Annotated in this window: 20 protein-coding genes; 13 read left to right on the plus strand and 7 right to left on the minus strand. The window is 69.2% G+C overall.

Features of this window, described 5'->3' with window-relative positions:
- Positions 1-126: 126 nt before the first annotated feature.
- From MU521_RS03055 to MU521_RS03100, 10 genes are all read left to right on the plus strand, one after another.
- On the plus strand, positions 127-729 hold the full coding sequence (locus MU521_RS03055; protein WP_092689573.1) for a DUF7310 family coiled-coil domain-containing protein: 603 nt from the start codon (positions 127-129) through the stop codon (positions 727-729).
- Positions 729-1223 (plus strand): DUF7311 family protein, encoded by a 495-nt coding sequence (locus MU521_RS03060; protein ID WP_092689575.1) that lies wholly within the window; start codon positions 729-731, stop codon positions 1221-1223. Before MU521_RS03055 ends, MU521_RS03060 begins: the two co-directional genes overlap by 1 nt.
- A 26-nt stretch (positions 1224-1249) precedes the next feature.
- Positions 1250-3157, plus strand: a complete 1908-nt coding sequence (locus MU521_RS03065) for an ATPase, T2SS/T4P/T4SS family (RefSeq protein WP_092689579.1) — start codon at positions 1250-1252, stop codon at positions 3155-3157.
- Positions 3154-4908 carry a type II secretion system protein gene (locus tag MU521_RS03070; RefSeq protein ID WP_092689582.1) on the plus strand — a complete coding sequence of 585 codons (1755 nt, stop codon included), beginning with the start codon at positions 3154-3156 and terminating at the stop codon, positions 4906-4908. Before MU521_RS03065 ends, MU521_RS03070 begins: the two co-directional genes overlap by 4 nt.
- Before the next feature lie 34 nt (positions 4909-4942).
- Positions 4943-5413, plus strand: coding sequence for a DUF7283 family protein (locus MU521_RS03075; protein WP_092689586.1), 471 nt, complete (start codon positions 4943-4945; stop codon positions 5411-5413).
- Positions 5391-5780: a DUF7285 family protein gene (locus MU521_RS03080; protein WP_092689590.1), complete on the plus strand. Its 390-nt coding sequence runs from the start codon at positions 5391-5393 to the stop codon at positions 5778-5780. The genes MU521_RS03075 and MU521_RS03080 overlap by 23 nt, the downstream gene beginning before the upstream one ends.
- Positions 5780-6679, plus strand: coding sequence for a DUF7284 family protein (locus MU521_RS03085; protein ID WP_092689593.1), 900 nt, complete (start codon positions 5780-5782; stop codon positions 6677-6679). Before MU521_RS03080 ends, MU521_RS03085 begins: the two co-directional genes overlap by 1 nt.
- Positions 6676-9789, plus strand: a complete 3114-nt coding sequence (locus tag MU521_RS03090; RefSeq protein ID WP_139171068.1) for a DUF7286 family protein — start codon at positions 6676-6678, stop codon at positions 9787-9789. The genes MU521_RS03085 and MU521_RS03090 overlap by 4 nt, the downstream gene beginning before the upstream one ends.
- 108 nt (positions 9790-9897) lie before the next feature.
- Complete coding sequence (locus MU521_RS03095; protein ID WP_092689599.1) at positions 9898-11064, plus strand: 3-dehydroquinate synthase II; 1167 nt, start codon at positions 9898-9900, stop codon at positions 11062-11064.
- Between the two features lie 117 nt (positions 11065-11181).
- Complete coding sequence (locus MU521_RS03100) at positions 11182-12696, plus strand: aldehyde dehydrogenase family protein (RefSeq protein WP_092689601.1); 1515 nt, start codon at positions 11182-11184, stop codon at positions 12694-12696.
- Positions 12697-12717: 21 nt separating this feature from the next.
- On the opposite strand, the gene MU521_RS03105 is transcribed toward MU521_RS03100, so the two are convergent.
- The 5 genes from MU521_RS03105 to MU521_RS03125 all read right to left on the minus strand — a co-directional run bounded on the left by MU521_RS03105 (position 12718) and on the right by MU521_RS03125 (position 17632).
- The gene (locus tag MU521_RS03105) at positions 12718-13128 is read right to left on the minus strand and encodes a zinc ribbon domain-containing protein (RefSeq protein ID WP_092689603.1); all 411 of its coding nucleotides are present in this window, start codon (positions 13126-13128) and stop codon (positions 12718-12720) included.
- Between the two features lie 93 nt (positions 13129-13221).
- Entirely contained in the window at positions 13222-13911 is a 690-nt protein-coding gene (locus tag MU521_RS03110; RefSeq protein WP_092689606.1) for a type I 3-dehydroquinate dehydratase, read from the minus strand.
- Positions 13912-13986: 75 nt separating this feature from the next.
- Complete coding sequence (locus MU521_RS03115) at positions 13987-15030, minus strand: DNA-methyltransferase (protein WP_092689609.1); 1044 nt, start codon at positions 15028-15030, stop codon at positions 13987-13989.
- 85 nt (positions 15031-15115) lie between these two features.
- Positions 15116-16087 carry a transcription initiation factor IIB gene (locus MU521_RS03120; RefSeq protein WP_092689613.1) on the minus strand — a complete coding sequence of 324 codons (972 nt, stop codon included), beginning with the start codon at positions 16085-16087 and terminating at the stop codon, positions 15116-15118.
- Positions 16088-16318: 231 nt separating this feature from the next.
- Entirely contained in the window at positions 16319-17632 is a 1314-nt protein-coding gene (locus MU521_RS03125; protein WP_139171069.1) for a wax ester/triacylglycerol synthase domain-containing protein, read from the minus strand.
- A gap of 151 nt (positions 17633-17783) precedes the next feature.
- Here MU521_RS03125 and MU521_RS03130 point away from each other — a divergent pair, with 151 nt between their 5' ends.
- A complete protein-coding gene (locus MU521_RS03130) occupies positions 17784-18290 on the plus strand; it encodes a DUF84 family protein (RefSeq protein ID WP_092689619.1) in 507 nt (168 codons plus the stop codon).
- On the opposite strand, the gene MU521_RS03135 is transcribed toward MU521_RS03130, so the two are convergent.
- Positions 18287-20146 carry a flippase-like domain-containing protein gene (locus MU521_RS03135; RefSeq protein ID WP_092689623.1) on the minus strand — a complete coding sequence of 620 codons (1860 nt, stop codon included), beginning with the start codon at positions 20144-20146 and terminating at the stop codon, positions 18287-18289. The genes MU521_RS03130 and MU521_RS03135 overlap by 4 nt on opposite strands.
- 196 nt (positions 20147-20342) lie before the next feature.
- Here MU521_RS03135 and MU521_RS03140 point away from each other — a divergent pair, with 196 nt between their 5' ends.
- Both MU521_RS03140 and MU521_RS03145 read left to right on the plus strand, forming a co-directional pair.
- Complete coding sequence (locus MU521_RS03140; protein ID WP_092689626.1) at positions 20343-20528, plus strand: DUF7836 family putative zinc-binding protein; 186 nt, start codon at positions 20343-20345, stop codon at positions 20526-20528.
- A 71-nt stretch (positions 20529-20599) separates the two neighbouring features.
- A complete protein-coding gene (locus MU521_RS03145; protein WP_092689628.1) occupies positions 20600-21415 on the plus strand; it encodes a hypothetical protein in 816 nt (271 codons plus the stop codon).
- 14 nt (positions 21416-21429) lie between these two features.
- On the opposite strand, the gene MU521_RS03150 is transcribed toward MU521_RS03145, so the two are convergent.
- Entirely contained in the window at positions 21430-23151 is a 1722-nt protein-coding gene (locus MU521_RS03150; RefSeq protein ID WP_092689629.1) for a radical SAM protein, read from the minus strand.
- Positions 23152-23206 lie beyond the last annotated feature (55 nt).

Below are 23206 nucleotides of genomic sequence, written 5' to 3' on the forward strand. Positions count from 1 at the left end.
CTCGCGTGCGTCGGAGCCCGCACCGAGCGGTTTGTTACTATCGCTGTAGCGCGTAACTAACACCGAACCGGGTATTCAATCTTGGGACCCAAGCGTTGAAATACCGGTACGGGACCAGCCACGATTATGGACGAAGACGACGTGGAAGCACGGCTCGAAGCGGTCGAACGGGCGCTCGCCGACGGGGAGACGGACCTGGCGGCGGTCGCCGAGGCCGCCGAACGCGAGCGCGAACTCGACGAACTGCGGGGGCGGGTCGACGACCTCGAATCCCAGCTTACGGACCTGGCTGCCAGCGTCCAGGCAGTGCGCGGGTACGTCGGCAACGTCCGAACCGTCAACCGCGACGTGGAGCGCCGGGCCGACACCGCCCTCGCCAAGGTCGAAGAACTGGAGCGTCACGGGACCGACCGCAACCGCCGGTATCCGCACGACGACGCCGATGAAACGGGCCAGCACGATGGCCAGTCACGAGTCGACGGAAGAGACGACGACTCGCCCGAATCACCCGGAGATATCGCACGTCGGATCACCGGTCGAGACGAGAGCAAGCAGGAACGACGGCCACCGTGTGACGGGAGCGGTCGTGGCGGCGTGAGACGACAGCCAGACCGATCCGAGAGGCGCGCGCATCCACGGGATCGGAGCGATACCGCAACCGGCCCGGGACGGCACGACGACGACGAGAACGGGGGCGGCTTCCTCTCCGACTTGCGTGACGCGCTCTGATGCTCCGAGTGGTCGTGGCGGTCGTTCTCGCGTCGGCACTGCTCGCGGCCAGTCTGCCGGGGATCGAGCTGGCAGCCCGTGAGCGCAGTGAGGCGACGCTCACGGCCGACGCTGACCGGCTCCGGACGGCCATCGCGGACCTCCGGCACCGTGAGACCGCTGTAGGCAACGGGCCTGGTGCGCGCCGGGTCGTCACGGTCGAGATTCCGGCACGATTCCGGACGACCACCGGTGTCACAGCGCTCTCGCTCGGCGGCGCCCCGGAGCAGGCGCGTTCGGTCAGTCGATCAGCCGTCGATCTCGCGTGGCGAGTTCATGGCGGCGAGGTCAAGACGCGGCGACTCCCCGGGGTCCGGGTAGCCCACTATCGAGATGGCCGTATCCGCGACGAGCCGCTGGTTCTGGAATCGCCGGGTCAACACCGGATCGCGTTGACGCGCATCGAACGCGACGGCGAGCGACTGATCGCGGTCCGGCGGCTCCCCGAGATTTAAATCCGGGAACGGGACGAGCGACGGCTATGGGAGTACTCAGTCGCGTCCGCGGTGGTGACGACGAGACGGGCTGTCGCTGTACACCGTCGTTCGACGATGACAGACTGGTTATCGACGCCGGAGACTGCCCGGGCGGAGGGCTGCTCGCGACCGAACCGACCTGTCGGGCCGCGGTCGTCGACGCGCTCTGCGAGCGAGACGCCGACGCCATCTGTACCCGGGCCGCGGGCGTCGAGCGGGCCTACGAGGGGGCGGCGGCGGCCACGCTCGTTGCTGCCGGTCGGTTCGCCGACGCGGCCGCGTTCCACGACGAAGCCATCGCCGACCGGGCACGCCGCGATCCGCTCGGGGCTGCCCGGGCCGCCACGGGGCGGGCGGGGCCAGTCGCGACACTGGCGGCCGAGACCGGGCTGGCCGAAGTGGCCACACAGGCCGGCGGATACGAGGAGCTGCTGGCCCCCGCGGTCGGGCCGACTATCAGCCGGTCGCGGGTGCGACTCCAGCCGCCCGCGACGGCCAGGTTCGCGTCGCGAGAGAATCTGGAGACGGGAGCAGTCGCTCGGATCTACGCGGAACCGGACCGTGAGCGCCGGCTCTACCATCTCGAACCGGTCGAACACGGGTTCGGTCGGGCAGCGACCGAACGGCTGGTCACAGCCTACGACCGGCTGGCCAGCGGTGCGGTGACCGGCGGCGAGCGTGCGCCAGGTCGCGCGGTCCGGCGCGTGGTCGACGACGAGTCCGCGCTGGACGCGACCGTCGGAGAACTGGAGCGCGTCCTCGAAAAACACACACAGGGCCACGGCGTCCTCACCGATCTGTTCGCCGACGAGCGAGTCACGGACGTGTTCGTGACGGCACCAGCGGCGAGCAATCGGATCCGCGTTCGCGTCGACGGCGAGACGTTGACGACGAACGTTCGGCTCACCGAGGGCGGTATCGAGGCACTGGCCTCGCGGTTCCGACGCGAGAGCGGGCGGGCCTTCTCGCGGGCCAGTCCGGCGCTCGACGCGACGGCGACGGTCGCGGACCGACGCGTCCGGGTCGCCGGCGTCACCGAACCGGTCAGCGATGGGATCGCCTTCACCTTCCGCGCCCACGAGCGGCAAGCGTGGACGCTCCCGGCCCTGATCGACAACGGGACGCTCACCGCGAACGCGGCCGCGTTGCTCTCGCTGGCCGTCGAGCGCGATGCCGCGACCCTGCTGGCCGGGACCCGCGGTGCCGGGAAGACCACGATGCTCGGTGCCCTGCTGTGGGAACTGTCAGCCGAGATCAGGACCGTGGTCATCGAGGACACGCCGGAATTACCGGTCGGGCAGTTACAGGCCGCCGGCCGGGACGTGCAGTCGCTTCGAACCGGGGACGACGATAGCGGAGCACTCGCCCCGGCCGAAGCGCTCCGGACCGCGCTCAGACTCGGCGAGGGCGCACTGGTCGTCGGCGAGGTTCGCGGCGAGGAGGCGGGTGTCCTCTACGAGGCGATGCGGGTCGGCGCGAGCGGGAGCGCGGTGCTGGGAACGATCCACGGCGACGGCGGCGCGGCCGTCCGCGAGCGCGTCGTCACCGACCTGGGCGTCCCGGAGTCCTCCTTCGGCGCGACCGACCTGCTGGTGACGCTGGAACCCTACGAGTCACCGACCGGTCGCGCCCGGCGGGTCAAACGGATCGAGGAGGTCGTCACCGCCGACGGCGTCGGCTTCGAGACGCTGTTCGAACTTGATTCCGGAGAGCTGAGTTCGACCGGGCGAATCGAGCGCGGGAACAGCCGACTGATCGACGGGCTGGTCCGTTCGACCGAGAGCTACGCGGCCGTCCGGAACGGCCTCGATGAACGGACCGACTGGCTGGCCGACCTCGCCGACGGCGGCCGCACCGATCCGGAGACGATCCGGCAGGCTCACGCCCGACGAAGAGCGGAGCGGACAGCATGACGGTCGCCATCGAGCGAGTCGTCCGACTGCTCGCGCAGTGCTATCCGTGGCCGGCCGAGGGGAGCGCCGACCTCGATCGGGCACTCGGATTCCTCGCCTCGGATCTGTCCCCCGAGACCGTCGTCCGTGCGGGGTACGGGGCCGCGCTACTGTGTGTCCCCGTGGTCGTCCTCGCGGGCGTCGTCGCACCGGCAGGGACGGTACCGCTCGTCCTCGGCTGTGGTGGAGCGGGCGCGCTGGCCGTCGTCCACGCGGTCCACAGCGCACCCCACGCGCTCGCGACGGCTCGGCGGACACGCGCGCTCGGGGAAGCACCGGCGCTGGTGAGCCGGGCCGTCCTCCGAATGCGAGTGACGCCGGCGACTGAGACGGCAGCGGCCTTCGCGGCCGAGACCGGACAGGGGCCGCTCGCGGACAGTCTCGGCGAGCACGTGCGCCGCGCCGCCGGGTCGGCGGGCTCGGGCTTTCCCTCGTTCACGGCGGAGTGGGACGAGTGGTTCCCGGCATTGCGGCGCGCGCTCTTGCTCGTCGAATCCGCGGGCACCGCGCCCGAAGGTGAGCGCGAACGCGCCCTCGACCGCGGGATGTCGGCGGTGCTCGACGGCACCCGCGACCGGATGGCGGAGTTCGCCTCGAGCCTGCAGGGGCCGGCCACGGGGCTGTACGCCTTCGGCGTCTTGCTCCCGCTCGCGCTGGTCGCGATGTTGCCCGCGGTCCGGACGGCGGGCGCGTCCGTCCCGCTCGCGGCCGTCGTCGTACTCTACGACCTCGCACTGCCGGCCGTTCTCGTGGCCGCGAGCGCGTGGCTCCTGGTGCGCCGGCCGGTCACCTTCCCGCCGCCGTCGGTCGGACGAGATCATCCGGACGTACCGAGTCGACGGTGGCCAGCGCTGGCCGCTGGACTCGCGGTCGGCGCGACCGGGTGGGTCCTGGCCAGCAGGCTCGTCGCGTCGTGGGCGGGGCCCCTCGCGGCTGTCGGCGCTGGCTGTGGCGGGGCGCTCGTGGTCTCCTACCGACCGATCACCGCCGTCCGTGAGCGGGTTCGGGCCGTCGAGGAGGGCCTCGCCGACGCGCTCTACCAGATCGGGCGGCGCGTGGAGGAGGGGGAGGCGGTCGAGCGCGCCGTCGCGACCGCCGCCGAGGAGGTAGCCGACCCGACCGGCGCAGTTCTGCGGGCGGCCGCCCAGCGACAGCGCCGGCTCAAAGTCGGTGTCCGCGAGGCGTTCCTCGGTGAACACGGCGCGCTGGCTGACATCCCGAGTCCGCAGGTGCGGAGTACCGCCACCCTCCTGGCGCTGGCCGCCAGCGAAGGCCAGCCCGCGGGCCGCGCGATCGTTGCGATGGCCGACAACGTCGAGGAACTCGCGGCGGTCGAGCGCGACGCACGCCACGAGATCGGGACGGTAACCGGCACGCTGGCCAACACGGCCGCGCTGTTCGGGCCGCTGGTCGGGGGCGCGACCGTCGCATTGGCCGCCGGGATGGACGCGAGCGGGACGTTCGCGGTTGGGGCTGTGGGAGCCTCTGGGACGGTGGGCACAGCGGGAGCAGCGTCCGGGCCGTCGACGGCCGGCCTCGGACTCGCGGTCGGTGCGTACGCGCTCGTCCTCGCGGCGATCCTGACGACGCTCGCAACGGGGCTGGCCCACGGCCTCGACCGCGCGCTGGTCGGCTACCGCGTCGGGTGGGCGCTGCTCGTCGCGACCGCGACCTACCTGGCCGCGATCCACGCCGTGGGGCTGTTCGTCTGAACGCTTAAGTACCGAGAGGGGACCACCCCTGTCCATGTTCGATGCACCGGTCGACACCTGGTATCTCTGGCTCGGCGTCGCGACGGCGAGCGCGCTCGCGTTTGGGGTGGCGGTCGCACTCCCGACGACGGTTCCACCGGACGCCCAGCGAGCGGCGGCGACGGTCGACGCTGTGGCGACCAGTCCCCACAACGCGACTGGCGAACACGGCGTGGACGCGACGGCGGTCGAGATCGGCAGCCGTCGCATCGCCCTGCGGAACGACGGCGGCACCGCGCACGCGGCGTTCGCCTACGGTCCCGTCACACCGGTCCGGAACGGGACGGCGCTCGCGGCGGTCCTCCGTGGCGAACCGCCAGCGAAAGTGTTTCAGAACGCCACGGCGTTCCGGGCGGCTGCAGCGGAGGCACGGAACCGAACTCGCGCGTGGCGAGCGACGGCAGGCCGACTCGTCGTTCGGCGCGTCACCTGGGAGGGGGTCGATGTCACGCTCGTCGGCGCGTAGGGGACAGGTCGAGCCGGTCGCGGCCATCGCCGCGGTGTTCGCGCTCGGCGTCGGGCTGACGATCTACGCGGGCGCGGTCGACGACGCACTCCCGGGCACCGAGCCCCGGAACGTCGCCCAGCCCACACTGTCGGCCGTCGAGGACGCCGTCGAGACCAGCGGTGTGATCCGGCCGGACCGGTTGAGCCGCGTGCAATCCGCGGCACCGGCGGGACGGCGGCTGAACGTGACACTGACCGCCGGCGACCGACGGTGGACTCGGGGTGCATCGCCGCCGGAGTCTGCACAGCGAGCGAGTGCCAGAGTGAGTATTGCCCTCGGATCGGGACGGGTCCAGCCGGGGCGGCTCACAGTGAGGGTGTGGTGATGCGAGCGATCAGCACGGTACTCGACACGGCCTTCTTCCTCCTGCTCGTCGGGGTTGCGGTCGGCACCCTCGCACTCGTCACGAGTCCGGCACCGCCGGCGAGCGCCGACACGGCCGACGGCGTGGCCGACACGCTCACGACGAGTGCGGCGACGGTCCACTACACGCTCGCGCCGGGCGCACGGCACGCGTCGTCACGAGTCGTCGAGTTCCCGATAACGGAGGGTGCGGCCTTCCAGCGGACGGCCCACGGTACGCTCGCGAGCCACCTCTCGACGGCCGCGCTCGGCAGTCTCGTCGTTCGCGGCCGGCGCGTCACCCGCACACGGGCGGACTTCCAGCGGGCGGTGGCAAACGCGACCCGAAACCTGACCCGAGGACGGACTCACCTCGCACAGATTCGCGCACGCTGGGAGCCGTATCCCGGCGCGCCGATCCGGGGCGCGTACACCGTCGGTCCCGCGCCGCCACCGGCCGAGACCGTCCACGCCGAGGCGGTCGTCGTGGCGAGTGGCCTCCCGTCTGCCCGCGGCTCTGCACGGCGAGTGACGGCCGGGAACGGGACGAACGCCACCTTCGAGCGAGTGGGGGCGGTCGTGGCACAGCGGATCGTTCGGGGGCTGTTCCCGCCGGACCACACCCGGAGTGCGCTGCTGGGCGACTATCCCGTCGAGGGACTCGTTACCTACCGATACGAGCGGCTGGGGCGGTTCCTCGGCACGAGCGTGACGGCCCCGGCAGTCGCCGACAACGCCACGAAAGCCAACGACAGGCTCACGACGGCGCTGGGTGAGCGACTGGCCGCGGACATGCGCACCCGCTTCCAGTCGCCCCGGGACGCGGCTGAGTCGGTGTCGGTCGGAGAGGTCCGGATCACCGTCCGGACGTGGTCGCCGTGACCCGGAGCACCGATTTCCGGGACGACGACCGTGGATGGCTCCCGTTCGCGCTGGTCGGCGTCGTCCTGCTGGTCGGGAGCGTGGCGCTGTTCGTGGGGCTCCAGCCGGATCGACCGGCCGCGGACCCGGCGACGGATGTGGCCGTCGACCGTGTCGTCGGCGAGACACAGACGGCGATCCGGACGGCGGTCGTCGAGGCCGGTGACGCCGCGGCGCGGAACCCGGTTCTCGACCGGGCGAACACGACTGCGGGACGAGTCCTCTCCGACGAAACGCCGTTCCGGGACGCCCTGCGCATCCGGATTTACCTGCGAGCGAGGGAGCGACTGGACGAGCTGACGATCAGGCGCGGCGACGTGACGGCGACCGCCTCACTTCCGGCGACGCCGAACGCCAGCAGTCTGGCGGCGGCGACGGAGCGAGTCCACGTCGAAACGGCAAACGACAACCGGACGCGGCTGAGAGTGCGCGTCGAGAACGTGACCGTGACCACAAAGCGTGGGACCGAGACGGTCGTCCACCGGACGGTGAGCCCGACGGTCGTGGTCCGGACGCCGGTGCTCGCCGTTCACGAGCGCGTCGGTCGCTTCGACCGACGGCTGAACGCGGAGATCGGACGATCAGGCCTCACCACTCGGTTGACGACACAGCTGTACGCTTTGGTCTGGGCGCGTGGCTACGTGCAGTACAGTTCCGGCGGGGCCGCCATCGAGAACGTGCTGGCGAACCGCCACGTCGAGATCACGACCAACGGCGCGATCCTGCGCGAACAGCGCCGCCTGTTCGGCCGAAGCGACGCGGCCGGCCGTCGGGCGATGGACCGGGCGATGGTCGGCGTCGCCACGACCGACCTGCTTCGCGGTGCGGGAATCCCGGGCGGCTACGTCAAGACACTGTTCCGGGGTGGGCGGCCGGGACCGAACGTCCCCGTCGATATTCCCTCCCTCGACACGAGCACCGGGGCACCCGACCCCGGGGACCGGATGACCGTCGGCGTCAACAGCACCGCCGACCGGGGGCTGGCCCGGGCCGCCGCGCCAGTAAGCCTCCGGTCGCTCGTCCGGTCGATTTACAGCGCCGAAGTCGAGACGATCAGCGAGGTAGATCGGACCAGCGGGTCCCTGCCGAGTTGCTGGTCCATCCAGCCCGAGGGCTGGTGGCGACTCGACTACGAGAGCGTCGATGGGGGCGATCCGGTAGTAAAAGGGGCGACCGAGGCGAGTCCGTCGATTCCGGACGGCTGGCACGCGTTGGACACGTACGGGCGACGGATGAGACAGGAACGGACGAAGTTCTGCCACTGGGTCGACGGTAACGAGACGACCGTCACGGCGGTGAGCGACACGTTCCGATTCGACGTGGGGATGGCGCTGATCGGCCGCCACGCCCACACCGAATACGCACCGGCTCGCGGGGTCGAAACCGTTCACGAAGCCGGCGCGGGGCCGCTCGACGGCCCGAACCTGGCCAACGTCAGTCGGCGGGCGCGACTGCGACTCGTCGAGGGACGGGGTGGCCCGGACGAACTCGCGAAGACTGCGGTCATGGAGGGAAAAAATATCACCGGTCGCCGGACCATTCAGGGACGAGTTCCGGACGGGATTCGCCGGTGGCTACTGGCCGACCTCGCGGCCTTCCGGGACCGGGTCGCGAACGTCTCCGTGACCGTCGAGCGCGGCCGTGCCGGTGCGTTCGAGGCGAACCCGGCGGCCGAACTACACCGGAAGCTCGCCGGACTGGTGAATCCACCGAGCGAGTACGGAAGCGTCGCCGAGAAGGCACGGTTCGCCGCCCGGGGCGTGTTCGTCGAACGGACGCGGCAACTCCTCGATGAACGGGCCGACAGACAGGAGCAGCGGAGTCGGAACCTCGGTGCGGCGGTCGGGAGTGCTGGCGGGGGCTCGACGGAACTGCTCGGGGCGGCACTGGAAAACCGGAGCGGTGTCGGGACAGCGGTCGAAGCCGGTATCGACGGAGTCGACATCACCGCCGTCGAGGGGTCTCCGGCGTATCTGACCGTCGCGGAAGTCGGCCCGAAGTACGCCGACTCGTTGCCAGATGATGCGCGCATCAGTCCCCTGGCGGCGAAAAATATCAACCTGTTCGCGTCGCCACACGGCGACGTTGCGGACACCCTGCTCGGGAGCGTCGATCTCGGGTCGACGGTCAGCCTCCGGACGGCCGCCCGGACCCTCCACGCGACCCGGGCGGCCAGCGAACTGACGACCGAGAACGAGACGCTGGATCGCGCGCTCGACCGGAAATCGAGGTCACTCGACGGGGTGGTCCGGCGAACGGTCGGGGACGCCCGGAACCTGCTCGGGGATCAGCTGGCCGAGTTCGGGATCGGTGACAACGAGACCGAGCGCCGTCGCATCGTGGACGACGCGCTCGCACAGTGGGAGGGGCCGGGCGCGAAAGCGCTGGCGCTGACGAACGGGTCGGCCGCGGCGGCTATCGCCGACCGAGCGGTCGGTCACAACGAGACGCGGGAAGACAGCATCCGGGCGACGCTCCAGTTGCGCTTGCACGCGACGGCGACCGGCGAGGACACGCGGGTCTCGCGGGCGAAGATCAGCACGACCGCGGAGTTGCTCCGGCAAAAAGTCAAGCTGGGACTGGCCGCCGGCATCGAGAACGCGACCCGAGAGGGTGCGAGTCGACTCACCGACAAACTCGACGAGCGACTGACGCGGGCAGTGAGCAGAGTCCCGGCGGGTCTTCCCATCGTCCCAGTCGGCCCGGCGTGGTGGGTGACGGTGAACGCCTGGATCGTCGACGTTCGCGGTGGATACGACCGCTTCGCAGTTCGGGCGGCGACCGGTCCGGCCAGTGGCCCCGGCGGTTCGCTCACCTACGTGCGGGACGGCGGCGTCGCGAACGTCGACTACGACGGCGACGGGCGAGCCGAACGGCTCGGGCACGCCGACCGGATCTCCTTCGCGTCCCGGACCGGCATCGTCATCGCGGTCCCACCGGGCCCGCAGGGCGTCGGCGACAAGAACGGGAACGTAGACGAGCGATCCGCGAGCTGGACCGACTGGCAGGCCGTCCGCCCCGGGCGGGACAGCGGTCCGGCAGTCCCGAACACCTGGCCCGACCGTCGGTGATCGGCCCCGCGCCAGGCGACGAGACGGGAGCGCCGCTGACCCGGCATCGCGACGGTGACTGCCCCCGACTTCGCCATGTTCAAGCCGGGCGACTGCGAGGCGTGACACATGACACGCTCCGTCTGGCTGAAAGCCGACGACGAAGTCGGCGACTGGGAGACACGCAAACGCCGCATCACGGCCGGCCTGGAGGCCGGCGTCGACTGGGTGCTGGTCGACGAGTCCGACGTGGACCGTGTCCGCGAACTCGGGGAAGTGAACGTCGCGGCCTTCTCGAACGGCGACGTTCACGTGATGGAAGCCGAGGAGGACGACACGGAAGCCGACGCCGTCGTCGTCGGCAAGGACGGCGAAGGCGACGGCACCGTCGACCTGCCCACGGACTTCTCGGGCTCGGCCGATCTCTCCTCGCTGCGCTCGAACGGCGACAGCCCGCAGGGTGGCTACGTCCGCATCCTGAACGAGGACTACGAAGCCTTCGCCCAGGCGGTCGCCGAAGAAGCCGAGTACACCCTCGTCATCGGCGAGGACTGGCAGATTATTCCCCTGGAGAACCTCATCGCCCGCATCGGCGAGGAGACCGACCTGATCGCCGGCGTCCAGACCGCCGAGGAGGCCCGCACCGCCTTCGAGACGCTGGAACTGGGCTCGGACGGCGTCCTGCTCGACACCGACGACCCCGACGAGATTCGGAAGACGGTCGAGGTCCGCGACGAGAGCCAGCGCGAGTCCGTCGACCTCCAGTGGGCCGAGATCACGGCCATCGAACAGACGGGCTCCGCCGACCGGGTCTGTGTCGACACGGGCAACCTCATGGAACACGACGAGGGGATGCTCGTCGGCTCGATGTCCCGCGGTCTCTTCTTCGTCCACGCCGAGACGGCCGAATCTCCCTACGTCGCCTCCCGTCCCTTCCGGGTCAACGCCGGCGCGGTCCACGCCTACGTCCGCACGCCCGACGGCGGAACGAAGTACCTCTCGGAACTGCGCAGCGGCGACGAGGTGCAAGTCGTCGACACCGAAGGCAACACCCGCGAAGCCATCGTCGGCCGCGTGAAAATCGAGAAACGACCCATGTTCCGGGTCCAGGCCGAGACGGCGGAGGGCGACCGCATCGAGACCCTGCTCCAGAACGCAGAGACGATCAAGGTGGCCACGAGCGAGGGCCGGAAAGCCGTCACCGACCTTGAAGCCGGCGACGAACTGAAGGTGTTCTACGAGGACACCGCCCGCCACTTCGGCGAGGCCGTCGACGAGAGCATCATCGAAAAGTAGTCGATCGTTTTTCCGTGGCAGGGTTCGGATTCTAACGTTGTTTTCAGTGGGCCCGATGTAACTAACGATGTTTCCGCTACCTCTGGGTTTTTGGACTTCCGTAACGATAAGTGATTGATGGCACAGACACCACAGACCGAGCGATCCGAACCGGAGCTATCCGCGGACGCGGACTGGAACTGCCTGTACGTCGACGGGAACTGGCACGGCCCGGGCGACCGTGACACGATCTCAGTCGAGGACCCCTCCACACGCGAGGAGTGGACGCGGGTACCCGCAGGCACGACGGAGGACGTGGACGACGCCTACGCAGCGGCGAAAAGCGCCCAGGAGCGCTGGGCCGAGAAGAGCCCCGACCAGCGCGCCGAGGTCGTCCAGACGGTCTACGCGCTGATGGACGAGTACGAGGACGAACTCACCGAATTGCTCATGGCCGAGTCGGGCAGCGCCCAGCTCAAGAGCAACGTCGAACTCCAGACGGCCGCGGGCGGCGTCGCCGAGGCGGCGACCTACCCCTCACGGGCCGGCGGCGACATCCGGGATTCGACCATCGAGGGCAAGGAGAACCTCGTCAAGCGAGAACCAGCGGGCGTCGTCGCGGTCATCCCGCCGTGGAACTTCCCTTTCCACCTGGCGATCCGTGCGGTCGCGCCCGCCGTCGCGCTGGGTAACGGCGTGGTCATCAAGCCCGCCTCGGACACGCCGGTCACGAGCGGGCTGGCCATCGCCAAGCTGTTCGAGATGGCCGGGGCACCGCCGGGCCTGGTCAACTGCGTCCCCGGCAGAGGGTCCGAGATCGGTGACCGCGTGGCCGGCCACCCCGACGTGGACGTGGTTGCCTTCACCGGTTCCACCGAAGTCGGTCGCCACGTCGCGAAACAGGCCGTCGACTCGCTGGCCTTCCCCGCGATGGAACTGGGTGGGAACGGCCCCAACGTCGTCCTCGAAGACGCGGATCTGGACAACGCCCTCTCGGGGAGCGCCTTCGGCAGTTTCTCCCACCAGGGACAGGTCTGTATCTCGATCAATCGCCACCTGGTCCACGAGTCCATCTACGACGAGTTCGTCGAGGGCATGGTCGAGAAAGCCGAGATGCTCCCGGCCGGCAGCGTCCACGACGGCAACATCGTCGGCCCGATCATCAACGAGACCCAGCGCGACCAGATCCTCCAGTTCGTCGAGGAAACGGTCGAGCAGGGCGCGACGCTGGAGACGGGCGGCGACACGGTTCCCGTCGACGGTGTCGAGGACTCGCTGGTCGTCGAACCCACCGTCCTCTCGGACGCGACCAACGAGATGACCGCGGCCTGTAACGAACACTTCGGGCCGGTCGCACCGATCATCCCCTTCTCGGACGACGAGGAGGCCATCGAACTGGCCAACGACACGGAGTACGGGCTGGCGGCCTCGGTCTGGTCGGGCGACCGCAACCGCGCAGAGGACGTGGCCGACGGCATCGACGCGGGGATGGTCCACATCAACGATCAGCCGATCAACGAGGAAGCCAACGTGCCCTTCGGCGGCATGAAAGCCTCCGGCATCGGCCGGTTCCACGGCGACGCGATCATGCGGGAACTGACCGAGACGAAGTGGATCTCGGTCCAGCGCGAGCCGCGCCAGTTCCCGATGTAGGGCCGGCCGACGACTCGCCGTTCAGTTTTTTTCAGGCCCGCCGTCCAGTTCCGTCGAACACCAGTGACAGAACTCCAGATCGGAGTCGACCTCGCGCCCACAACTGGGACACTGCGTCCCGTCGGCGACGCGCTGATTGGCCTCGTTGTCCCGCGAGGCCAGGATGTACGCGTCGACCATGTTCATGCCCGTCACGGCCGAGAGCGCGACCACCGCCCGGAGCGGCATGGCGCGGGACATCTGCATCAGCGAGTCGACGGTCAGCGTCGTCGGGTAGACCCCGTCGGGGATCATGAGCGAGCCGGTGAGAATGATGAGTCCGAACCACAGGAGCGCACGCGCCCACTCCCGCAGGTAGACGTGGCCGAGTCCCGGATAGACGAGTCCCAGCACGGCGGCGAGTAGCGGCCGCTTTCGGGCGCTATCTAGCACTGTCCCGGCATTCTGTGACGGGCGGTTGTTAAGCTTCCGCCTTCGATGAACGGTGTCTCCGGCCGTTCTCGGGCGGTTCGGTGCGACGTTCGGTCAGTCTTCGGTCGGCTTCGACTCCAGCTCGGCGACGAGTCGGCGCAGGGTCGCGAGGTCGTACTGCCCGGGCGCGGTCGCCTCGGCCGGATCGACGGGCGCGTAGCCGATCTTCGACCCGTACAGCGGCGCGACCGCCCGGGAGTGACGGCCGGGTTCGCCCATCGCCATCGTCGCGACCCGGTCGCCGGCAGCCGCGGAGGCCCGGGTCGCCGCCAGCAGTTCGAGCACGTCGTCGGTCGAGCGGGCCGTCACCGCCAGTTTGCCCACGTCGCCGTACTCGCAGGCCCGGTCGAGCAACTGCCGGAGTTTGGGGGGTTCGGGCGTCTTCGCGAAGTCGTGGGTCGACACGATGACGGCGGCCCCGTGATCGCGGGCGTGGTCGATCACGCGTCCACCGTCGCCCTCGGAGGCGGTCCTGAGTTCCACGTCGACGGCTTCGACCGCGGGGTGTTCGGCGGCGGCACAGAGCGCGTCGAGGCGGGCGTCGCCGTCGTCGGCCTCCCCGCCCTCGAAGTCCGCGCGGTTGGTCACGATCAGCGGCAACTCCCCGTCGTAGTCGGCGAGTGCCGCGAGCGGGTCCGTCGCGAGGTCCATGCGGAACTCGACGGCGTCTGCGTCTTCGCGGGCGGCCGGCTCGTCCCCCAGATCGGCCGTGGCCGCCGCCAGCACGAACGATTCGAAGTCCATACCTCCGGTCAGTCCGAGTCCGAATAAAAACCTGTCCACTTGGCGGTTCGAGTCGGGTTGGGCTCCCGGCGGCCGTCAGTACGGTTCGTGGGTCGCCAGATAGCGGTGGCCGTCGTCGGGCCGCTCGCTCGCCACGTCGGCGACGGTGTACAGCTGGATCTCCCGTTCGTTTCTGGTCGTCACGGGGAACTCGTAGTTCGCGGCCTCGTAGCCCGGCGGGTCGCCCTCGGCGCGGCGGCGCTCGACGAACTCGCGGTGGGCGTCGAGGCGGTCGCTGGCGAGCCGTTCCGAGAGTTCGGGGACTCGCTCGACGCTCTCGCCGATGGCGTCGGCGAAGGCCGGATCGAGTTCGTAGCCCACGGAGTCGCGGCCGGCGACCATCGCCGCGATGGTCGTCGTCCCCGTCCCGAGGAACGGATCGAGGACCGAGTCCCCGTAGGTGGAGAACATCCGGATCAGGCGGAGCGGGATTTCGAGGGGATAGGCTGCGGACCGCTCGCGCGTCCCGTCGCCGTCGAGGTGCTGGTCCTCGCCCAGAATCTCCCAGCAGTCCGAGAACCACTCGTTGCGCTCCTCCCAGAAGTAGGCGCTCTCGTACCGCTCGTCGTCCCCCGGCGGGAACTCCCGGAGATCGCCGTTGCGAAAGACGAGGACGTGTTCGTGTTCCAGCGTCGGGTAGGCGTTCGGCGGCAGGGTGCCCGACCCCATGAACTTGCTCGGGCTGTTGGTGGGTTTCCGCCAGAGGATCTCCGGGAGGCTGGTGAACCCGTGGTCGCGCATCCGGGTGACGATCTCGGTGTGGTTGGGCCACAGCTGGAACTGGCCGTCCACGGTACGAGTCGCGTCACCGACGTTGATGCAGGCGATGCCGCCCGGAGCCAGGACGCGTTCGAGTTCGGCCCAGACGGTGTCGAGCGCGTCGTGCATCAGCTGGAAGGCGCGGTCGCCGTCACCCTCGTCGAGCGCGGTCTCGACCGCGGGGTCCAGGTCCGCGAACAGGGCGTCCCACTGCTCGACCAGGGGGTAGGGGGGCGAGGTCACGACGAGGTCGACAGCGTCGTCCTCGACGGCGGCCAGCGTGCGCGCGTCGTCGAGGACGACCCTGTGCTCGGTCTCCATGCGGGTGGCCACGAACGGCCCCCTTTCGACTCTTGTGGTCCTGTCGCTCCGGAGTCGGCGACTGCGGGAGAAAAGCGCCAGTCAGTCAGGCCATCGGGAGGTCCTGCTCGGCTTCCAGCAGTTCGTGGTAGCGGTTGCGGATGGTGACTTCGCTGATGTCTGCGACCTCGGAGACGGCGGCCTGCGTGGTCTTCTCGTTGGTCAGCAGGGCGGCCGCGTAGACGGCGGCGGCGGCGAGTCCGACCGGGGACTTCCCGGAGTGGACGCCCTTCTCCTTGGCGTTCTGGAGGAGCTGGCGGGCGCGGTGTTCGGCCTCGTCGGAGAGTTCCAGCGACGAGGCAAAGCGGGGCACGTAGCTCTCGGGGTCGGCCGGCTTCACTTCGAGGCCGAGTTCGCGCACGACGTAGCGGTACGTGCGGGCGATCTCGCTCTTCTCGACCCGCGAAACGTCCGTGATCTCGTCGAGGCTCCGGGGGACGCCGGCCTGGCGCGCGGCGGCGTAGACCGAGGCAGTGGAGACGCCTTCGATGGAGCGACCGGGGAGGAGGTCCTCGTCCAGCGCGCGGCGGTAGATGACGGAGGCGGTCTCGCGGACGTTCTCGGGCAGGCCCAGCGCAGAGGCCATGCGGTCGATCTCACCGAGGGCCTGCTTGAGGTTGCGTTCCTTGGAGTCGCGGGTCCGGAACCGCTCGTTCCACTTCCGGAGCCGCTGCATCTTCTGGCGCTGGCGACTGCCCAGGGAGTTACCGTAGGCGTCCTTGTCGCGCCAGTCGATGTTGGTCGAGAGCCCCTTGTCGTGCATCATGTTGGTTGTCGGGGCTCCGACGCGCGATTTCTCGTCTTTCTCGCTGGCGTCGAACGCGCGCCACTCGGGGCCGCGGTCGATCTCGTCTTCCTCGACGACCAGTCCGCAGTCCTCACACACCGTCTCGCCGTGTTCGTTGTCCATGACGAGGTGACCCCCACACTCCGGGCAATCTACCGCTTCGGCCTCGTCGGTCTCCTCCGCTGTCGTCTCGTCGGTCGTGCGCGTTCGCGCTCTCGTGTTCTCGCTCATTGGTACGAAGGCGGATGCTATCCGGGCAGGTGTGACCTGAAAATTCCCGGACAGTCGTAGGTAGCAAATACATTACGGCGAAACTTATTTAAATGTTTCGGTGCCGTTCGCTGTTCTCCGGGTAGCAGGTTCTACGTATCTGATTTCGACCGGATAGTTGGAGTATTAATATGTTGTTACAGTGTGACACCCCACACCCTCAGCGACCCGCTCAAAAAGCGGTCGGCCACGTCACTCGATGGCGCGTTCGACGTGGTCGACGACGTAGTCCGCGAACTCCTCGCCGGCCTGCTGGTCGAACTGACTGCGCAGGTAGCGGAAGGAGAGGTTGACTTCGCCCTGGAAGGTCGCGACGCCGATAGAGACCGGCGTGCCTCGCCAGGCCGGCGGCGAGAACCACGGCCGCTCCTCGGCGTCGGGTTCGAGCGAGGGCATCGCCGGAATCCGGCCGAGGTTCGACAGCATCGCAGTGTCGAGCAGGCGTCGCCCGGGGCCACGGAGCAGGCGCGGCAGCTGGCGTTTCAGCTCCACCGGCGTCCCCGGCGGCAACATCTCGAGGATCTTGTAGAGGGCGGCTGCCCGGTCGCGCTCGGTGAGTTCCTCGGTCTGCTCGCCGATCTCTCGGGCCGCCGTCATGTGATCCGTTCGGTCCCGGGTCCGGGTCTCGACGCTCTCGAACATCGAGTACATCCCGGCGACCTGGTAGAACCAGTCGTCTGGCCGGAGGTTGATCGGCATCATGACGCTGATCTTCCGGGCGGACTTCCCGTGGTCCTCGTTCCACTCCGCGATGGCCATGTGCAGCGCCGCCTGCAACACGTCGTTGACGGACACGCCGTCGGGCCGGTTGCCGATGAGCCGCGCCGTGAGGTCGGCGTCGAGTTTGCGCCGGGCGAACCGCCAGCCCGCCTCGTCCGTGCCGCCGACCCGTGCGATCCGGGTCGGCGAGTCGACCACGTTCTGGAGGTGCCGCGTCGCCGAATCGACCACGTTCAGCCCGTCGTCCAGCGACGAGGGGCGCAGGTCGTCGAGCATCGACCGCGACTCCCGGAAGCTCACGGAATCCTGCATCGGTTCGTCGCCGCGGTACGCCTCACAGAGCGCCTGGGCGATCCGCAGGGTACCCACGCCGTCGGCGGCGACGTGATTCATGCTCACCAGTATCCGGTCGCCGCCGTCGATCCCCGCACCTCTGACGACCAGCACCCGAAACGGCGGTTCCTCGATCAGATCGAACCGTCGGTAGTAGAGCTGATTCTGGATCTCCTCGAGGTCCCGCCCACTTCCGTCGATCGCACCGACCTCGACCTCGTACTCGTCGTCGGGAAGCTCCCACTCGAAGCGGGTCGACGAGAGGTCGCTCGGCTGCTTGCGGGCCCCGGCTATCGGATGGACCGCACAGGCCGTCGCCGCGGCCTCACCCAGCCGGTCGACATCGACCGTCACCGTCGTTTCGAGTTCGGCCTGGATGTTCCAGGGCTGGAACTCGTGTTCGATGTGATGCACCGACTCCTCGATCATCGAGAACGGAACTGTCGTGCTCACCGGTTCTCACCCCGTTTCTGACCCCACATACACGAGAGAACACCGTGGCCGCACATAAATTCACACCAAACGCTTCGATTTTTGGGACCCGGCGGCCTGAGAGCGGGGTTCGGGCACAACGCACAAGATCACCCCCGCCCCAGGGCTCGACATGCATGTCGCAGTCGGCAGCGAGAATCCGGTGAAGATGGCCGCGACCAGACGAGCGCTCCCGGAGACGGTCGCCGAACCCGTCGGCGTCGAGTCGGGCGTCCCCGAACAGCCCCGCGGACGCGACCAGACGATCGGCGGCGCACGGAACCGCGCCGAAGCCGCGCTGGCCGCGACCGACGCGGAACTCGGCGTCGGCATCGAGGGCGGCGTCGCCCGCGTCGAGGGAACCGAGGGCCTCTTTCTGATCATGTGGGCCGCGGTCACCGACGGGGAGCGCTGGGGCGTCGGCGGCGGGCCGAGCCTCCGACTCCCCGAGGACGTGGCCGCCCGCGTCGCGGACGGGGCCGAACTCGGGCCGGTGATGGACGACCTGCTCGACACAGAGGGCGTGGCCGAGCGAGAAGGTGCGGCGGGTGTCCTCACCGGCGAACGGATCGACCGCGAGTCGGCGCTTGTCCACGCCGTCGCGAGCGCCGCTGGCCCGTTCGTGACCGAGCGGTACTAGGCCGCTTCGTCACCGGCATCTGCGGCACTCGCGCTCGCCTCCTCGGTCTCGGCCACCGCAGTGGTCAGGGAGACGTTGAGCCAGGCCATCGCGGTCAGTCCGCCGGCGATGGTGACCAGGTTCTTGACCGCGTGGTCGACGATCGCGATGCCGAGCGCGACCAGCGCCGTCAGTGCGGGATTGGCGGTCAGGCCGACGACGATGATGGTGAACGCACCCTCGTACAGCCCGATCCCACCCGGCGAGAGCGGGAGGATCTTCGCGAGGTTCCCCACGCTGACCGCGAAGAAGGCCACTGCGGTCAGGTACGGCGTCACCTCGATCCCGAAGGCCGCGAACACGAGCAGCGCGGTCACCACGTCCAGCGTCCAGATGGCCAGACTCCCGAAGCCGACCCGGAGGAAGGCCCCGCGGTCGCTGACGACCCGCTCCACGTCGCCGACGAACCGCTCGATCACGCCCGCGACGTACTCGGCGTAGGAGTCGTTGCTGATGGCCCGGACGCCCCGGCGCACCAGATTCGTGTCCCGGCGCGCGTTGACGACGATGACCGCAACCGCGATGATGGCGACCAGCCCGACGCCGGCCGCGACCTGCATCGCCGTGCCGGCCGCCGCCGCGGGGTTCAGCGTCTCCCCGCCGATAGTGACCGTGCCAACGTCCGCCGCGATGGCCGCGGCGACTTCCTCGGTCCCGCCCGTGGCGACGAGCCCCAGGAGGACGCTCCCGCCCAGCACCGTGATCGCCAGCAGGTCGAACACCCGCTCGACGGCCAGCGACGCGAACCCGGTGGGGTACGGAATGGAGCGTCTGGCTTTCACCACGTAGGCCCGCACCGCGTCGCCGGCCCGCGCCGGGAACACGAGGTTGCCGGTCTGACTGATGAAGATCGCCCCGGTCAGGAACCAGATGTCGCCCTCGTAGTCGAGCCGCGACAGGATGTCCCGGTAGCGCAGGCCACGGAGGGGCCACGAGAGCAGGTAGACCACCGCCGAGACCGCGACCAGCGCCGGGTCGGCTCCGGTGATCGCGTCCAGCACGGCCGCGGGTTCCAGATAGACGAGCATGAGCGCCAGCGCGACGAACACCAGCACCGACCCGGCGGTCATGCTCACCCGCCGAGTCAGGCGTGGGCTCACGCTCAGTTGCCACCAGGTCCGGACGATCTGACTGCCCATCCCGAACACGTCCCGGACGAGGTCGACCTTCGAGTCGCCCTGTGGCGTCCACTCGACGGGAAACTCCGCGACACGGTAGCCGGCCCGCTGAGCCCGAACGAGGATTTCGGTGTCCCAGAACCAGTGGTCGTCCTCCACGTCGTCCAGCAGGTCCAGCAGGGCCCCGCGGTCGAACGCCTTGAACCCACACTGGTGATCGAGCAGATCCGAGCGGAGAAAGAGGCGCACGAGGCGGTTGTACCCCTTCGAGGGGATGCCCCGCCTGGCCGGGCGGTCGGCGTCGGCTCCCGGGACCCACCGCGAGCCGGTCGCCACGTCGTACTCGCCGGAGCGAACGCGCTCGACCAGTTCTTCGAGGTGGCGCATGTCGGTCGCGAGGTCGGTGTCGAAGTAGACGAGGGTCTGGCCCTCGGCGGCGCGGAACGCCTGTCCGAGGGCTTTCCCCCGGCCAAGGCGGTCGTCGCTGTGGTAGTGACGGACGCGGTCGTCGTCGCTTGCCAGTCGGTCGGCGATCTCGGGCGTCCGATCCGAACAGCCGTCCTCGGCGACGATGACCTCGAAGGACTCGGCGGGCAGAAAGGACTCGAGCGTCTCGAGGGTGATCTCGACCGTGTCCGCCAGGGTCGCCGCCTCGTCGTAGGCGGGGAGGACGACGCTCACCTCCCGAGTCGGACTCATTGCCCGTCTTTCCACCAGCGCGCAAAAGTACCTTCTGTTAGCCCGCGGGCCGTCGCGGCGGACGACGTCCCGGACCACCTGCCCCGCCACCGTCGCCGCCGCGGGCAGGGCCGCCGTCGTAAAAACCTACCCCGTCCGTTCTTTCGGGTCGGGAACCGCCGTCACTTTTTCACGCCCACGAGTCGCACGGTCGGGTATGAACGAGGCGTTCGTTCAACTCCTGTGTCCCGCGTGTGAGAAAGACTGGGAGGACGGGCCGACCGACCTCCCGGCGGCGGACGACGGATTCACCTGCCCGGACTGTGGCACCGAGCGCCGGACCGCCGAGTTCATGCGTACCGACCGCGATCTTGAGCTGCTCAAGGAGATGCAGACCGCCTGAGCGGCTCCTTTTTGACGCCGAACCGGTCCGTACCGTTAAGTGCGCGATCGCCCACCTGCCCCACGAGTGACATGTCCAGCGGACGGCGACGGACCGGCGCCGAGCCGAACACGGCGCTGGGGCGATTCCTGACCGACGCCGGCATCAGCGGTATCAGCGCGTTTCTCGGCATCATGGCCGTCTACCTGGTGTTGTTCGCGCTCTTTGTCCTCCAGTTGTTCGAGATCCTCACCGGCGGGACGAGGGCGGCCGGCGCGGCCGCCGGGTCGTCACCCGTCGGTGCGTTCTACGGGCTCTGGGGGTTGCTCGTCGCGCTGATTATCGGCCTGCTCGTCGGCGTCTTTCTAACCTTTTTCTTCGCCGTCTTCGTGTTCGTGAGTCTCCACAGTGTCGATATCGAGTTCGTTCTCTCTGCCACGGGATCGGTCGACCCCTTCGTCGGCCTGCTTCCGGTCTCGTCGACCGTCACGGGGACCGGTACCCTCCCGATCACGGCCGAGACGCTCGCGATACCGTTCGCCGAACTCGGCCTCGTCCTCCCGCCGCTCGTCCTCTTCTGGTACGGGGCCGTCGTCGGCGCCGGGACGCGGAGCGTGCCCGACCTGCTGGGGAAACCGGTCGCGCTCGTCCTCGGCTACGGGCTCGCGACCGCGGTCGCGACCCTCGGCGCGACGTGGCTATTCAACCTCGTCGTCGCGGACCTGTTCGTGGCGATCCTGTCCGTCTTTCCCGTCGTCCAGTCGGCGGAACTGACGGTCGTCCTCCGGGACTTCCCGCGGACTGCCCTCCGGATGTGCGTGGGCTATCCGCTGGTGTTCGGCGGTGCCGGCGCACTCGTCGGTCTCGTCAGCGACCGACTGCGTGACGACGAGGACGAGTTCGCCTGAGGGCTTCCGGTCGATCAGTCGGCGCTCTCGCGACTCCCGAGGGCCACGAACCGGTCCAGCTCCGCGTCCGGCGCGACCCCGCCGACCGACTCGTGTGGCCGGTCGACGACGATGTTCCCGGCGGTCTGATCGCCGATCCCCGGAATCTCGGTCAACTCGTCCATGGAGGCGGCGTTGAGATCCAGCGGGTAGGGTACCCCCGAGACCGAGCGGTAGCCGTGGTCGGTGACCGCCACGTCGATGGTCCGGCCGAGTTTCCGCTCGCCCGGAATCCCGACGAGCAGGGGATACGTCCCCAGTTGTCGACCGAACGTGTAGCCGTCCTCGTGATACTCCAGGTGCACGTCGGGGAGGACCGTGCCCGGCGGCGCGACCCGCTGGAGCATCGGGTTGTCGATGGTCTCGCGGACCTCGCTTTTGTACTGTTTGAACTGCTGTTTGTGGTCGTGGGCGATCTCCGCGCCGGTGTCGGCCATGTCGGTCCCCTCGAAGGCCATCACCTGCCGGATGTTCACCCGCCGGAGCATCAGCCCCTCGTCGTACACCCGCTGGAGGAACTGCTTGTTGTGCTCGAAGGTCTCGGCGCGTTCGCCCTTCAGTCCGTGGACGAGGTTGATCCCGGGCAGGAGTTTCGGGAGCCGCGGACTGGCGTCACTCCCGAAGTTGGGTGCCGTTTCGGGGTCGCCACCCGGCCGGAACCCGGCTTCCTCGTTGACGATCTTCACCGCCCGGAAACACTCCTCGGCAGTGACGTTCAGGTTGTTCTCGTCCTGCACGAGTGGGTCCGCGGATTCCAGCCCGAACGCGGCCGTGTCGCCGGGTGTGTTGTGTTCGGCGATGATCCGGATGCCCTCCCTGGACTTCTCGGGCCACTTCACCACCGTGATCGGGTTCATATTGTCCAGATGTAGGGTGTCAAGATCGGGGGCGACCTCGCGGATGCCGCTGTAGAGGGTCCGCAGTGCGTCGGGGTTCGGAGCCTCGCCGTCGCCGCCGTAGGCGAGGATGTCGGCCTGCCGGCCCAGACGGAAGTCGGACACGCCGTAGTCCGCGAGGGCGGCCACCTCGTCGACGACGCTCTCGGGCGGCCGGAAGTCCGGATCGCCGTACATCGGTTCCGTGCAGAACGAACACCGATACGGACAGCCCCGCGAGGTCTCCAGTTCCGCGAGGATGTACTCGGGGTGGTTGGGGTGTTGCTCGACGACGAACGCGCCCTGCTTCGCCCAGCGGGTCTCCTCGGGGACGCCCCGGTAGCGGTCCTCGAACCCTTCGAGTCCGTTGTGGACCAGATCGTAGGCCGCCGCCTCCACGTCGGCCATCGCGAGGAAGTCGAAGTCCAGGTCGTCGCGGGCGGTCTCGGAGGCCCCCTCGTTCGCCTCGCCGACGCCGAAGCGGACGGGGCCGCCCATCATCGAGATGCCCTCGGCGGTCCAGGCGATCCGGCGCACTTCGTCGGGTTCGGCGGGCGTCCCCCCGACGTAGTTCCCTGGGACGGTCATCCCGCCGACGTAGATCAGCAGGTCCGCGTCCTCCACGTCGCGCCACCGCGAGCCCTCTTCTCGGAGCGCGTCGATAGTGTGGTAGGTGATGCGCTCGCGGGGGACGCCGGCGTCGACCAGCGCCCCGGCGGTATAGCGGGGGTACGTCGAGATGTAGGGGGGCACGCCGAAGTGTGCCGGCTCGTCGACGTAGCCGTCGACGATGGTCACGTCGATCTCGGCCGGGTCTGTCATGCGCGACCCTTGCCCGTCGACGCGTATAACGGTGTCTGACTCGCCGCTCGCGCTC

Origin of the sequence: Halorientalis regularis (assembly GCF_023698535.1) — an archaeon.
Taxonomy (GTDB): Archaea; Halobacteriota; Halobacteria; order Halobacteriales; family Haloarculaceae; genus Halorientalis; species Halorientalis regularis.